Below are 14,798 nucleotides of genomic sequence, written 5' to 3'. Positions count from 1 at the left end.
GGCGGTGTGACCCTTGAGGTCGGTGTATCGCCCATCACTTGAAATTACCGTGACCCGAGTCCTGACCCGATGAACACAGAATTCCGCAAGAACCTGCCCGGCACGCCGCTGGATTACTTCGACACCCGCGCGGCGGTCGAGGCGATTGCGCCTGGCAGCTACGACACCCTGCCGTACACCTCCCGCGTGCTGGCGGAAAACCTCGTGCGTCGCTGCGCCCCGGCCACGCTCACCGACTCGCTCAAGCAACTGATCGAACGCAAGCGCGATCTCGATTTCCCGTGGTTCCCGGCGCGGGTGGTCTGCCATGACATCCTCGGCCAGACCGCGCTGGTCGACCTCGCTGGCCTGCGCGATGCCATCGCTTTGCAGGGCGGCGACCCGGCGCAGGTCAACCCGGTGGTGCCGACGCAATTGATCGTCGACCACTCGCTGGCCGTCGAGGCGGGCGGTTTCGATGCCCAGGCCTTCGAGAAGAACCGCGCCATCGAAGATCGCCGCAACGAAGACCGTTTCCACTTCATCAACTGGACCAAAAAGGCCTTCAAGAACGTCGATGTGATCCCGCCGGGCAACGGCATCATGCACCAGATCAACCTGGAGAAAATGTCCCCGGTGATTCAGGTGCGCGAAGGCGTGGCGTTCCCCGACACCTGCGTCGGCACTGACAGCCACACGCCGCACGTCGATGCGCTCGGTGTGATCGCCATCGGTGTCGGCGGCCTCGAAGCCGAGAGCGTGATGCTCGGCCGTGCGTCGTGGATGCGTCTGCCGGAAAGCGTTGGCGTCGAACTGACCGGCAAGCTGCAACCGGGCATCACCGCCACCGACATGGTCCTGGCCCTGACCGAATACCTGCGCAAACAGAAAGTCGTTGGCGCCTGGTTGGAGTTTTTCGGCGAAGGCGCGGCGGCGCTGACCCTCGGCGACCGCGCGACCATTTCCAACATGGCCCCGGAATACGGCGCCACGGCAGCGATGTTCTACATCGACCAGCAGACCATCGATTACCTGAAACTGACCGGTCGTGAAGACCAGCAGGTTCAATTGGTCGAGCAGTACGCCAAACTCACCGGCCTGTGGGCTGACAGCCTCAAAGGTGCGCAATACGAGCGCGGCCTGACTTTTGATCTGTCCTCGGTGGTGCGCAACATGGCCGGCCCGAGCAACCCGCACGCCCGCGTTGCGGTATCCGATCTGGCGGCCAAAGGCATCTCCGGCCAGTGGGATGACGTGCCGGGGCAAATGCCCGACGGCGCGGTGATCATCGCCGCCATCACCAGTTGCACCAACACCAGCAACCCGCGCAACGTCATCGCCGCCGGCCTGTTGGCGCGCAATGCCAACAAGCTCGGCCTGACGCGCAAGCCATGGGTCAAATCCTCGCTGGCGCCGGGCTCGAAAACCGTGGCGCTGTACCTCGACGAAGCGGGGCTGACCACTGAGCTGGAACAGCTCGGTTTCGGCGTTGTGGCGTTTGCCTGCACCACCTGCAATGGCATGTCCGGCGCCCTCGATCCGCTGATCCAGCAAGAGATCATCGACCGCGATCTGTACGCGACCGCGGTGCTTTCCGGCAACCGCAACTTCGACGGCCGCATTCACCCGTACGCCAAACAGGCATTCCTCGCCTCGCCGCCGCTGGTGGTTGCCTACGCGATCGCCGGGACCATCCGTTTCGATATCGAGAAGGATGTGCTGGGCGTGGTCGATGGCCGGGAAATCCGCCTCAAGGACATCTGGCCGAGCGATGAAGAAATCGATGCGGTGGTGAAGTCGTCGGTCAAGCCTGAGCAGTTCCGTCAGGTCTACATTCCGATGTTCGCCGTGCATGAAGACACCGGGCCGAAAGTCGCGCCGCTGTACGACTGGCGCGAGATGAGCACCTACATCCGCCGTCCGCCGTACTGGGAAGGCGCACTGGCCGGCGCTCGTCCGTTGAAGGGCATGCGCCCGCTGGCGGTGCTGCCGGACAACATCACCACTGATCACCTGTCGCCATCGAACGCGATCATGCTCGACAGCGCCGCCGGCGAATACCTGGCAAAAATGGGCCTGCCGGAAGAGGACTTCAACTCCTACGCCACCCACCGTGGCGACCACCTGACGGCACAGCGCGCGACGTTCGCCAACCCGAAACTGTTCAACGAAATGGTCGTGGAAAACGGCAAGGTCAAACAGGGTTCGCTGGCGCGTGTCGAGCCGGAAGGCCAGGTCATGCGCATGTGGGAAGCGATCGAAACCTACATGCAGCGCAAGCAGCCGCTGATCATCATCGCTGGCGCTGACTACGGCCAGGGTTCGTCCCGCGACTGGGCGGCGAAAGGCGTGCGCCTTGCCGGTGTCGAGGCGATTGCCGCTGAAGGGTTCGAGCGCATTCACCGCACCAACCTGGTGGGCATGGGTGTGTTGCCGCTGGAATTCAAACCCGGCACCAACCGCCACACCCTGGCCATCGATGGCAGCGAAACCTACGACGTGATCGGCGAACGCAAACCCCGCGCGGATCTGACGCTGGTGATTCATCGCAAGAATGGCGAGCGCGTCGAAGTGCCGGTGACCTGCCGTCTCGATACCGCTGAAGAAGTGTCGATCTACGAGGCCGGCGGCGTGTTGCAGCGCTTCGCACAGGACTTCCTCGAAGGATCGGCGGTAGCCGTTTAAATCAACGTGTGGGCATGGGATTTCAAGTCCCATGCCTTCGGTAAGGAGCACCATGGCTCACGCACCACAAATCAGAATCGCTGCCACCTACATGCGCGGCGGCACCAGCAAAGGCGTGTTCTTCAGCCTCAAGGATCTGCCCGAAGCAGCGCAGGTTCCAGGCCCGGCGCGCGACGCTTTGTTGCTGCGAGTGATCGGCAGCCCCGATCCCTACGACAAGCAGATCGACGGCATGGGCGGCGCGACGTCGAGCACCAGCAAAACCGTGATCCTGTCGAAAAGCACCCGCGCCGATCACGACGTCGATTACCTGTTCGGCCAAGTGTCGATCGACAAGCCGTTCGTCGACTGGAGCGGCAACTGCGGCAACCTCTCGGCGGCGGTCGGTTCGTTCGCCATCAGCAACGGTCTGGTCGACGCCAGCCGCATTCCGCACAACGGCGTGGCAGTGGTGCGCGTGTGGCAGGCCAACATCGGCAAGACCATCATCGCCCACGTGCCGATCACCAACGGCGAAGTGCAGGAAACCGGTGATTTCGAACTCGACGGCGTGACCTTTCCAGCGGCCGAAGTGCAGGTTGAGTTCATGGATCCGGCGGCGGAAGAAGAGGGCGGTGGTGGCTCGATGTTCCCCACCGGCAATCTGGTCGATGAGCTGGAAGTGCCAGGTGTCGGCACGTTCAAGGCGACCATGATCAATGCCGGGATCCCGACGATTTTCGTCAACGCCGAAGACATCGGCTACACCGGCACCGAACTGCAAGGTGCGATCAACGGCGATCCGCAAGCGCTGCTGATGTTCGAGACGATTCGTGCCTACGGTGCGTTGCGCATGGGCCTGATCGCCAATCTGGAAGAAGCCGCCAAGCGGCAACACACGCCGAAAGTTGCGTTCGTCGCCAAGCCTGCGGATTACGTAGCGTCGAGTGGTAAAGCGATCGCTGCTGGTGATGTCGATCTGCTGGTGCGCGCGTTGTCGATGGGCAAGCTGCACCACGCCATGATGGGCACGGCAGCGGTGGCGATCGGCACGGCGGCAGCGATTTCCGGAACGTTGGTAAATCTTGCTGCTGGTGGGATCGAGCGCAATGCGGTGCGTTTCGGCCATCCGTCCGGGACGTTGCGCGTGGGCGCTGAGGCGACGCTGGAGAATGGCGAATGGGTGGTGAAGAAAGCCATCATGAGCCGCAGTGCGCGGGTGCTCATGGAAGGTTACGTCCGCGTGCCCGGAGATTCTTTCTGACTTAACACAAAACCAGGTAGGAGCTGCCGAAGGCTGCGATCTTTTGATCTTGATCGCGAATAACAAAATCAAAAGATCGCAGCCTTCGGCAGCTCCTACAGGAGTGAAGCGAACATGAGCGCCAACGTCGACCTGAACAACCGCCCCGATTACGATGCAGTCCTGCAGGACATCGCCGACTACGTCCTCACCTTCAAGCCCGAATCCGCCGAAGCGCTGAACACCGCGCGCAATTGCCTGATCGACACGCTTGGCTGCGGTCTGCTGGCCCTGCGTTTCCCCGAATGCACGAAACACCTCGGCCCGATCGTTGAAGGCACGGTTGTACCGTTCGGTGCACGAGTGCCAGGCACCCCTTATCGCCTTGATCCGGTCAAAGCCGCCTGGGATATCGGCTGCGTTGTCCGCTGGCTCGACTACAACGACACCTGGCTCGCCGCCGAGTGGGGCCATCCCTCGGACAACCTCGGCGCCATCCTCGCCGTGGCCGATCACCTGTCGCAAAAACGCATCGCCAACGGTGAGGCGCCGCTGACGGTCCGCGATGTGCTGGAAGCGATGATCATGGCCCACGAGATTCAAGGCGTAATCGCTCTGGAAAACTCCTTCAACCGGGTAGGACTCGATCACGTCATTCTGGTGAAAGTCGCATCAACTGCCGTCAGCGCCCGACTCATGGGCGCCAATCGCGAGCAGCTGTTGTCGGCACTGTCCCACGCCTTCGCCGACGGTCAGGCGCTGCGCACCTATCGCCACGCTCCCAACGCCGGCTCGCGCAAATCCTGGGCGGCGGGGGATGCGGCGAGTCGCGGCGTAAGACTGGCCGACATCGCTATGCGTGGTGAGATGGGCATTCCCGGGGTTCTGACGGCAAAGCAGTGGGGCTTCTATGACGTTTCGTTCAGCCACACCAACAACGATCTGGCGCTGAAACCCGAGGAAAAACGCGCGTTCAGCTTCTCCCGGCCGTTCGGCAGTTACGTGATGGAAAACGTGCTGTTCAAGATCAGTTTCCCCGCCGAATTCCACGCGCAGACGGCATGCGAGGCGGCGGTGACCTTGCATCCGCTGGTTCGCAATCGCCTGCATGAGATCGACCGCATCGTCATCACCACCCATGAATCGGCGATCCGCATCATTTCCAAGGTCGGCCCGCTGGCCAACGCTGCCGACCGCGATCATTGCCTGCAATACATGACCGCCGTGCCGCTGGCATTCGGCAATCTGGTGGCTGAGCACTACGAAGACGACTTCCACAAGGCGCATCCGATCATCGATGTGCTGCGCGAAAAAATGCTCATCGTTGAAGAACCGCGCTTTACCCGCGAATACCTTGAGCCCGACAAACGCTCGATTGCCAACGCCGTGCAGGTGTTTTTCAAGGATGGCAGCAGCACCGACAACGTCGTGGTGGAGTACCCGATCGGCCATCGCCGCCGCCGCGCCGAGGGCATTCCGTTGCTGGAGGACAAGTTCAAGGCCAATCTGGCCACGCGGTTTGCCGGGCAGCGTTGCGCTGAGATATTTGCGCTCTGTGAGGATCAGGCGCGGCTGGAAGCCACAGCGGTGAATCGATTCATCGACCTGTTTGTGATCTGACAGACCGCGTTATCGTTCTTCGCGGGCAGGCTCGCTCCCACAGTCGTTACGATGCAGGTCCACTGTGGGAGCGAGCTTGCTCGCGAAGGCGCCAGATCAGGCAACGCCGGACTACTTGAACCGCCGCTCAACGCCTTTCTCCACGAGAATCTTCGCCGAAATCTCTTCCACCGAGAAATGCGTGGAATTGATGTGCGGAATGTTCTCGCGGCGGAACAGGTTTTCCACTTCGCGCACTTCGAATTCGCACTGGGCGTAGCTCGAATAACGGCTGTTGGGCTTGCGCTCGTTGCGGATCGCGGTCAGGCGGTCGGGGTCGATGGTCAGGCCGAACAGCTTGTGCTGATGGGCGCGCAGGGCGGTGGGCAGGGTCAGGCGTTCCATGTCGTCTTCGGTCAGCGGATAGTTGGCCGCGCGGATGCCGAACTGCATGGCCATGTACAGACACGTCGGCGTTTTGCCGCATCGCGACACGCCCACTAGTATCAGATCGGCTTTGTCGTAATAGTGGGTGCGCGCGCCGTCATCGTTGTCGAGGGCGAAGTTCACCGCCTCGATGCGCTCCATGTAATTGGAGTTGTGTCCGATCGAATGGGATTTGCCGACGGTGTAGGAAGAATGCTCGGTGAGCTCCTGTTCGAGCGGCGCGAGGAAGGTCGAGAAAATGTCGATCATGAAACCATTGGACGTTGCGAGAATCTCACGAATGTCCTGATTGACGATGGTGTCGAAGATGATCGGGCGAAAGCCGTCGGTTTCAGCGGCTTTGTTGATTTGTTGTACCATGGCCCGCGCTTTTTCCACGCTGTCGATGTAGGGCCGCGTGAATTTGCTGAAGGTAATGTTTTCGAACTGCGCCAACAGGCTTTGACCCAGGGTTTCGGCGGTAATGCCGGTGCCATCGGAGATGAAGAAAGCAGATCGTTTCATTTGCACCTTGGGCCTTAAGCTAGTAACGAATCTTGGATATGATAGGCGCGATTTGCCGGCCGCCATTGGCCCGCATTCTCACTTATTTTCCAGGTCCAGGCCATACAACCGGCCAAGGCTCCCCCGGGCCGCCGGTTTCTGAGCTTTTCCAACACAGTTAGTGGAGAGATCACCTTGGTAGAGTACGTAGTTTCCCTCGATAAGCTCGGCAAACACGATGTTGAGCATGTGGGGGGCAAGAACGCATCCCTGGGCGAGATGATCAGTAACCTGGCAGGCGCCGGTGTTTCGGTCCCCGGCGGCTTCGCCACGACGGCTCAGGCCTATCGTGACTTCCTCGAACTGAGCGGCCTGAACGAGCAGATCCACAAGGCCCTCGACGCGCTCGACGTCGACGACGTCAATGCCCTGGCCAAGACCGGTGCGCAGATCCGTCAATGGATCATGGAAGCCGAATTTCCCGAAAAACTGAATGCCGAGATCCGCACCGCGTTCGCCGCGCTGTCGGCGGGCAATCCTGATGTGGCCGTGGCCGTGCGTTCTTCCGCCACCGCCGAAGACCTGCCGGACGCGTCCTTCGCCGGTCAGCAGGAAACCTTCCTGAACATCCGTGGTGTGGAAAACGTTATCCGCGCCGCCAAAGAGGTGTTCGCTTCGCTGTTCAACGACCGCGCGATTTCCTACCGCGTGCACCAGGGCTTCGACCACAAACTGGTCGCCCTGTCGGCTGGCGTGCAGCGCATGGTGCGTTCGGAAACCGGCACCGCCGGCGTGATGTTCACCCTCGACACCGAATCGGGTTTCCGTGACGTGGTGTTCATCACCGGCGCTTACGGCCTGGGCGAAACCGTCGTACAAGGCGCGGTCAATCCGGATGAGTTCTACGTCCACAAAGGCACGCTGGAGGCCGGTCGTCCGGCCATCCTGCGTCGCAACCTGGGCAGCAAAGCCATCAAGATGATCTACGGCGACGAGGCCAAGGCCGGTCGTTCGGTCAAGACTGTCGATGTCGACAAGGCCGAACGCGCGCGTTTCTGCCTGACCGACGCCGAAGTCAGTGAGCTGGCCAAGCAGGCGATGATCATCGAGAAGCACTACGGCTGCCCGATGGACATCGAGTGGGCCAAGGACGGTGACGACGGCAAGCTGTACATCGTGCAGGCGCGTCCGGAAACCGTGAAAAGCCGCACCCAGGCCAACGTCATGGAACGTTACCTGCTCAAGGAAACCGGCACCGTGCTGGTGGAAGGTCGGGCGATCGGCCAGCGCATCGGCGCCGGCAAAGTACGCATCATCAAAGACGTCTCGGAGATGGACAAAGTCCAGCCGGGCGACGTGCTGGTTTCCGACATGACCGACCCGGACTGGGAACCAGTGATGAAGCGCGCCAGCGCCATCGTCACCAACCGTGGCGGGCGTACCTGCCACGCGGCGATCATCGCCCGTGAGCTGGGCATCCCGGCAGTGGTAGGTTGCGGCAACGCCACCCAGCTGCTGAAGGATGGCCAGGGCGTGACCGTATCCTGCGCCGAAGGCGACACCGGCTACATCTTCGAAGGCGAACTGGGCTTCGACATCAAGAAGAACTCCGTCGACGCCATGCCGGAGCTGCCGTTCAAGATCATGATGAACGTCGGCAATCCGGATCGCGCCTTCGACTTCGCCCAATTGCCGAACGCCGGCGTCGGTCTGGCACGTCTGGAATTCATCATCAACCGCATGATCGGCGTGCACCCGAAAGCGCTGTTGAACTACGACGGTCTGCCGCAGGAAATCAAGGACAGCGTCGACAAGCGTATTGCCGGTTACAGCGACCCGGTCGACTTCTACGTCGACAAACTGGTTGAAGGCATCAGCACCCTGGCTGCAGCGTTCACGCCGAAAAAAGTCATCGTGCGTCTGTCGGACTTCAAGTCCAACGAATACGCCAACCTGATCGGCGGCAAGCTCTACGAGCCGGAAGAAGAGAACCCGATGCTGGGTTTCCGTGGTGCTTCGCGTTACATCAGCGAATCGTTCCGCGATTGCTTCGAGCTCGAATGCCGCGCGCTGAAACGCGTGCGCAACGAGATGGGCCTGACCAACGTGGAAATCATGGTGCCGTTCGTCCGTACTTTGGGCGAAGCCAGCCAGGTGGTCGATCTGCTCGCCGAGAACGGCTTGAAGCGCGGCGAGAACGGTCTGCGCGTGATCATGATGTGCGAGCTGCCATCCAACGCGATTCTGGCCGAGGAATTCCTCGAATTCTTCGACGGCTTCTCGATCGGCTCCAACGACCTGACCCAACTGACTTTGGGTCTGGACCGTGACTCGGGGATCATCGCGCACCTGTTCGACGAGCGGAATCCAGCGGTCAAGAAGCTGTTGGCCAACGCCATTCAGGCCTGCAACAAGGCCGGCAAGTACATCGGCATCTGCGGTCAGGGTCCTTCGGACCACCCGGATCTGGCCAAGTGGCTGATGGAACAGGGCATCGAAAGCGTGTCGCTGAACCCGGACACCGTGCTGGAAACCTGGTTCTTCCTCGCCGAAGGTCAGGCTTGATCAGTATGTAATTGGCCCGCGCCCCATGTGGGAGCGGGCCTTGAGATTGAAGTAGGGCGGGCTCCAGCGGATGCCGCCCTTTTTTGTGCAAGAGCATTATGCAAAGCAGCAGCAACCTGTTTCCTGTCGCGCTGATCAGCGCCGAGCGGCGCGGCGATCTGAGCGAAGACGTCTATCGATTGAAACCCGGCAACAGCCCGGACTGGTCCGTGGAGATCGCCGTCACCCGCCTGGGCATGGCCGATGACACGGCGCCACGCGGCGTGCCGGTGATTCTGTTGCACGGCAGCTTTTCCAATCGGCGCTTCTGGTTTTCCCCCAAAGGCCTCGGGCTCGGCGCGTATCTGACGCGGCTGGGCTTCGACGTGTGGATTCCGGAAATGCGCGGTCACGGCCTGTCCCAGCGCAACGAAGACTATCGGCGCAACCGCGTGGCCGATTATGCCCGTTACGATCTGCCGGCGATTGCCGCGTTCGTGCGTGAGCAGAGCGGACAGATCCCGCACTGGATCGGCCATTCGCTCGGCGGCATCACCCTGGCGGCGGCGCTCGGTGGCGAATATCTCGGCGAACCGGCCGTGGCCTCGGCGGCGTTTTTCGGCACCCAGGTCAGCCGTACCTATTGGCCGCTGAAGATTCCACCGGTGGAGTGGGGCGGGCGCTTTATTCTCAAGCGGTTCGCGCAGTTGTCCGGCTCACGCCTCAAACGCGGTCCGGAAGACGAACCGATCGGCCTTGCCATCGAAAGCATGCGCTGGTACGGCTTGTTCGGCCGCTTCGGCGACAAGGACAAGGACTGGTGGGCCGGACTTGCCGAGGTGCAGGTGCCGGTGCTGGCGGTGACGGCAGCGGGCGATCATCAGGATCCGGCGTGGGCCTGCCGCAAGCTGTTCGAGCAGATCGGCTCCGAGCACAAGCAGTTCATCAACCTGGGCCGCGAGCAGGGCTTCTCGGATAATTTCGGTCATGTCGAAATGTTGGTGAGCAAAGCAGCGCAGGCGGAGGTATGGCCGCTGGTGGCGCGCTGGTTGAACGATCAGCAGACGCCATTGCTGGCGCAGGCGACGGATCTGGCCGCTGCGGTGTGAGGGGCGTTCCGTTCAGCCTGGCTTGCGGCTAAGATATGACGCATTGTGCGGTTCCAGTCATATTTCGTGACTGTTTAGCGATAACGTTTCAGCCGCGGTTCAGGTTCGCTCAGCGACCATGGCATGGACTAAGGTAAACAGCGACCGCCGGAACTCGTCTCATCATAATGCGGCATCCTTGATCGTCTTCCTTGTTACAGGAGTTTTTCGATGGAACATTACCTTACGCCTGACCTGTGCGACGCCTACCCGGAGCTGGTGCAGGTGCTGGAACCGATGTTCAGCAATTTCGGCGGCCGGGATTCCTTCGGCGGCGAAATCGTGACCATCAAGTGCTTCGAAGACAATTCGCTGGTCAAGGAGCAGGCCGAACTCAACGGCAAAGGCAAAGTGCTGGTGGTTGATGGCGGCGGTTCGCTGCGCCGCGCTCTGCTGGGCGACATGATCGCCGCCAAGGCCGCGCAGAACGGTTGGGAAGGGCTGGTGATCTACGGTTGCATCCGTGACGTCGACGTCATCGCCCAGACCGATCTCGGCGTGCAGGCGCTGGCCAGCCATCCGATGAAAACCGACAAGCGCGGCATTGGCGACCTCAACGTCCCGGTGACTTTCGCCGGCGTGACGTTCCACCCAGGCCAGTACATTTATGCGGACAACAACGGCGTGATCGTATCGCCGAGCCCGCTGAAAATGCCTGAATAAGCTTTTCGACAAGGGATGCGGATGTTCGAGGAAGAAAACGCGCAATGGGGGCTGGTGCATGCCCTGGTGCTGGACGGCAAGGGCGGTGCGCGTTCGATAGCCCGGACTGAGCTCGACGATTTGCAGCTGCAGGCCCATGAAAGCCTCTGGCTGCACTGGGATCGCAGCCATCCGCAGACCCGTACCTGGCTGCGCAAATCCAGCGGGCTCAATGAATTCACCTGCGATCTGTTGCTGGAAGAAAATACCCGCCCGCGTCTGTTGCCATTGCCCGACTCCGAGCTGTTGCTGTTTCTGCGCGGGGTCAATCTCAACCCGGGCGCCGAGCCGGAAGACATGGTCTCGGTGCGGATTTTCGCCTCTGCGCAGCGAGTGATTTCCCTGCGCTTGCGTCCGTTGCGCGCCACGGATGAGCTGATGACGCTGCTTGGCGAGGGCAAAGGGCCGAAAACTTCCTCGGAATTGATGCTGTATCTGGCGCAGTTCCTCACCAATAAAGTGCAGGATCTGGTCACGTGCCTGTCGGAAGTGGTGGATGAAGAGGAAGAAAAACTCGACGCCGACGAACGGTATACCCCGGAGCATGGGGCCATTTTGCACATCCGCCGCAGAGCCGCTGGGCTGAAGCGTTTTCTCGCCCCACAGCGGGATATTTTCGGACAGCTGACGCGGATCAAACTGCCGTGGTTCGTCGAAGACGACGCCGACTACTGGAACGAATTGAACAACAGCCTGACCCGTTATCTGGAAGAGCTCGAATTGACCCGAGAGCGCGTAGGGCTTGTGCTGGAGGCCGAAGACCGGCGTTTGAGCGTGCACATGAACCGCACCATGTATCGCTTCGGCATCATTACCTGCATCTTTTTGCCGATGAGTTTCATCACCGGTCTGCTCGGCATCAATGTCGGCGGTATTCCGTTCGCCGAAAGCCCGTATGGCTTCCTGATCGCCTGCCTGACGGTGCTCGCCCTGGCGTTCGGCCAGTGGTGGTTGTTCCGTCGATTGCGCTGGGTGTGAACATGGCGCATGTGACCCGAGTAAATCTGCCCGCGTCTTTCACAGACATCACGAGAGGTGCGTATGCACGATCCGTTTGAACAGTCTTTGCGCGACATGCTCAACGCTTCGCCGTCCAGCCGCGACGACGATGCGTGCCTGGGCCGCGTACTCAAAACCGCCAACCGCCAGGTCGGCGCCGGTGATCTGTTCAGCCTGCTGGGCCGCTGGCTGCCCGCGCTGATGATCGCCCTGAACAATGGCTCGGCGCATGTCTCGCCGGTTTCCCGTCTTCGTAAAACCACTGCTCGCACTGCTGATAAGGCTGATTGAATATGGAACTTGATCTCTGGACTCAGAGCCTCGTCACTGCAATGACTGCGTTGTGGACCAAAGTCGCTAACTTCATTCCGAACCTGTTCGGCGCACTGGTTGTGCTGCTGCTGGGTTTCGTCGTGGCCAAGCTGCTCGACACCTTGCTTTCCAAATTGCTCGCCAAACTGGGCCTCGATCGCCTGATGGGCGGCACCGGGCTGACCAAGCTGATGTCGCGTGCCGGGCTGCAGGTGCCGATCTCGACGCTGATCGGTAAAATCGTCTACTGGTTCGTTCTGCTGATTTTTCTGGTTTCTGCGGCAGAATCCCTTGGCCTCGAGCGAGTTTCAGCTACGCTGGACATGCTGGCGTTGTATCTGCCGAAAGTATTTGGCGCCGCGCTGGTGCTGCTGGTCGGTGTCCTGCTGGCGCAACTGGCCAACGGGCTGGTGCGCGGCGCAGCAGAAGGCGTAGGGCTGGACTACGCTTCGGGGTTGGGGCGGATCGCGCAGGGGCTGGTGATCATCATCAGCATCTCCGTGGCGATCAGCCAGCTCGAGGTCAAGACCGACCTGCTGAACCATGTGATTGTTATCGTATTGATTACCGTTGGTCTGGCAGTTGCGCTGGCCATGGGTTTGGGAAGCCGGGAAATTGCCGGTCAGATTCTTGCGGGAATCTATGTGCGTGAGCTGTACGAGGTTGGGCAACAAGTGCGTGTTGGCGAGGTCGAAGGCCAGATCGAAGAGATCGGCACGGTTAAAACCACATTGCTGACCGATGAGGGTGAGCTAGTCTCTCTCTCCAATCGGATCCTGCTGGAACAGCATGTGAGTAGCCGCTAAACCGGCAAACCCTGCTAATGTATGCCGCCGCAAAATGCCAGCCGAGGCTGGTTGTGGCGGACATTGACCTGACTGTCGGCACGACTTGTTTTGAATAAAGCCCAACCGCTATCCACGCGCTACGACCCCCGCGAGCTCTCTGATGAGGAGTTGGTCGCGCGCTCGCATACCGAGCTGTTTCACGTAACGCGCGCCTACGAAGAGTTGATGCGGCGTTACCAGCGAACATTATTTAACGTCTGCGCGAGATATCTTGGGAACGATCGCGACGCAGACGATGTCTGTCAGGAAGTGATGCTGAAGGTGCTGTACGGCCTGAAGAACTTCGAGGGGAAATCGAAGTTCAAAACCTGGCTTTACAGCATCACTTACAACGAATGCATCACGCAGTATCGGAAGGAACGGCGTAAGCGTCGCTTGATGGACGCTCTCAGTCTGGACCCTCTTGAAGAAGCGTCTGAAGAAAAGGCGCCGAAGCCGGAGGAGAAGGGTGGGCTTGATCGCTGGCTGGTGTATGTGAATCCGATTGACCGCGAAATTCTGGTGCTACGATTTGTCGCAGAGCTGGAGTTTCAGGAGATCGCAGACATCATGCACATGGGTTTGAGTGCGACAAAAATGCGTTACAAACGCGCTCTAGATAAATTGCGTGAGAAATTTGCAGGCATTGCTGAAACTTAGTTCAGCGCAAATATCTCTTACGTGTAGGCAAGTTCTGATAGACTTGCCGCCGAGTTGTCCCCCGGTTTGCGGGACTGCTTCACAATCACCAGATGGGGATTTAACGGATGAAACTGAAAAACACCTTGGGCTTGGCCATTGGTTCTCTGATTGCCGCCACTTCGTTCGGCGCTCTGGCACAAGGCCAAGGCGCAGTTGAAATCGAAGGCTTCGCTAAGAAAGAACAATTCGACAGCGCTCGTAACTTCAAGAACAACGGCAACCTGTTCGGCGGTTCGATCGGTTACTTCCTGACCGACGACGTTGAACTGCGTCTGGGCTACGACGAAGTGCACAACGTACGTGCCGACGATGGCAAGAACGTCAAAGGCGCTAACACCGCTCTGGACGCTCTGTACCACTTCAACAACCCAGGCGACATGATTCGTCCATACGTTTCGGCCGGTTTCTCTGACCAGAGCATCGACCAGAACGGTTCGAACGGTCGTAACCGTTCCACCTTCGCCAACGTTGGCGGCGGTGCCAAGCTGTACTTCACCGAGAACTTCTACGCCCGTGCCGGCGTTGAAGCTCAGTACAACATCGACCAGGGCGACACCGAGTGGGCTCCTAGCGTCGGTATCGGTGTGAACTTCGGTGGCGGCTCCAAGCCAGCTGCTGCTCCAGTTCCAGCACCTGCTGAAGTCTGCTCCGACAGCGACAACGATGGCGTTTGCGACAACGTTGACAAGTGCCCGGACACCCCAGCCAACGTAACCGTTGACGCTGATGGCTGCCCAGCAGTTGCTGAAGTTGTTCGTGTTGAGCTGGACGTGAAATTCGACTTCGACAAGTCGGTAGTCAAGCCAAACAGCTACGGCGACATCAAGAACCTGGCTGACTTCATGAAGCAGTACCCATCCACCACCACTACTGTTGAAGGTCACACTGACTCCGTCGGTCCTGACGCTTACAACCAGAAACTGTCCGAGCGTCGTGCAAACGCCGTTAAGCAAGTTCTGACCAACCAGTACGGTGTTGAATCGTCCCGCGTTCAGTCTGTTGGCTACGGCGAATCCCGCCCAGTTGCTGACAACAAAACTGACGCTGGCCGCGCTGTAAACCGTCGCGTAGAAGCGCAGGTTGAAGCTCAAGCTAAGTAATTAGCTGCCGCTGATGGAAAAGCCCGGCTCAGGCCGGGCTTTTCTTTGT

The 14,798-nt window shown here is 60.0% G+C and carries 12 protein-coding genes; 11 read left to right on the top strand and 1 reads right to left on the bottom strand.

Translation table 11 applies throughout. The annotated features are described in order from the left end of the window. Positions 1–69: 69 nt before the first annotated feature. The 3 genes from acnD (at position 70) to prpD (ending at position 5,506) form a co-directional block, all read left to right on the top strand. On the top strand, positions 70–2,664 hold the full coding sequence (gene acnD, locus AB4N47_RS14445) for a Fe/S-dependent 2-methylisocitrate dehydratase AcnD (RefSeq protein ID WP_076566884.1): 2,595 nt from the start codon (positions 70–72) through the stop codon (positions 2,662–2,664). Between the two features lie 52 nt (positions 2,665–2,716). After that, a complete protein-coding gene (gene prpF, locus AB4N47_RS14440) occupies positions 2,717–3,907 on the top strand; it encodes a 2-methylaconitate cis-trans isomerase PrpF (RefSeq protein WP_341638006.1) in 1,191 nt (396 codons plus the stop codon). Between the two features lie 114 nt (positions 3,908–4,021). Further along, positions 4,022–5,506: a 2-methylcitrate dehydratase gene (gene prpD, locus AB4N47_RS14435; protein WP_341638005.1), complete on the top strand. Its 1,485-nt coding sequence runs from the start codon at positions 4,022–4,024 to the stop codon at positions 5,504–5,506. A gap of 111 nt (positions 5,507–5,617) precedes the next feature. On the opposite strand, the gene ppsR is transcribed toward prpD, so the two are convergent. Beyond that, positions 5,618–6,436, bottom strand: a complete 819-nt coding sequence (ppsR, locus tag AB4N47_RS14430; RefSeq protein WP_016773826.1) for a posphoenolpyruvate synthetase regulatory kinase/phosphorylase PpsR — start codon at positions 6,434–6,436, stop codon at positions 5,618–5,620. A gap of 174 nt (positions 6,437–6,610) precedes the next feature. Here ppsR and ppsA point away from each other — a divergent pair, with 174 nt between their 5' ends. The 8 genes from ppsA (at position 6,611) to AB4N47_RS14390 (ending at position 14,749) form a co-directional block, all read left to right on the top strand. Beyond that, entirely contained in the window at positions 6,611–8,980 is a 2,370-nt protein-coding gene (gene ppsA / locus AB4N47_RS14425; RefSeq protein WP_122506517.1) for a phosphoenolpyruvate synthase, read from the top strand. A 98-nt stretch (positions 8,981–9,078) separates the two neighbouring features. Beyond that, a complete protein-coding gene (locus AB4N47_RS14420) occupies positions 9,079–10,068 on the top strand; it encodes an alpha/beta fold hydrolase (protein WP_160769590.1) in 990 nt (329 codons plus the stop codon). A gap of 210 nt (positions 10,069–10,278) precedes the next feature. Beyond that, positions 10,279–10,770, top strand: a complete 492-nt coding sequence (gene rraA / locus AB4N47_RS14415; protein ID WP_016773829.1) for a ribonuclease E activity regulator RraA — start codon at positions 10,279–10,281, stop codon at positions 10,768–10,770. A 21-nt stretch (positions 10,771–10,791) separates the two neighbouring features. Next, entirely contained in the window at positions 10,792–11,787 is a 996-nt protein-coding gene (locus AB4N47_RS14410) for a zinc transporter ZntB (RefSeq protein WP_341638004.1), read from the top strand. A 63-nt stretch (positions 11,788–11,850) separates the two neighbouring features. Further along, the gene (locus AB4N47_RS14405) at positions 11,851–12,099 is read left to right on the top strand and encodes a hypothetical protein (RefSeq protein WP_003223293.1); all 249 of its coding nucleotides are present in this window, start codon (positions 11,851–11,853) and stop codon (positions 12,097–12,099) included. A gap of 2 nt (positions 12,100–12,101) precedes the next feature. After that, the gene (locus AB4N47_RS14400; RefSeq protein WP_016773831.1) at positions 12,102–12,926 is read left to right on the top strand and encodes a mechanosensitive ion channel family protein; all 825 of its coding nucleotides are present in this window, start codon (positions 12,102–12,104) and stop codon (positions 12,924–12,926) included. A 90-nt stretch (positions 12,927–13,016) separates the two neighbouring features. Then, positions 13,017–13,607, top strand: a complete 591-nt coding sequence (gene sigX, locus AB4N47_RS14395) for an RNA polymerase sigma factor SigX (protein ID WP_016773832.1) — start codon at positions 13,017–13,019, stop codon at positions 13,605–13,607. 107 nt (positions 13,608–13,714) lie between these two features. Continuing rightward, entirely contained in the window at positions 13,715–14,749 is a 1,035-nt protein-coding gene (locus AB4N47_RS14390) for an OmpA family protein (RefSeq protein WP_016773833.1), read from the top strand. Positions 14,750–14,798: the final 49 nt, after the last annotated feature.

Source organism: Pseudomonas sp. S3_G06 (assembly GCF_054667565.1).
The sequence above is the reverse complement of the archived record's forward strand: the minus strand, read 5'-3'. Positions and strand labels throughout refer to the sequence as shown.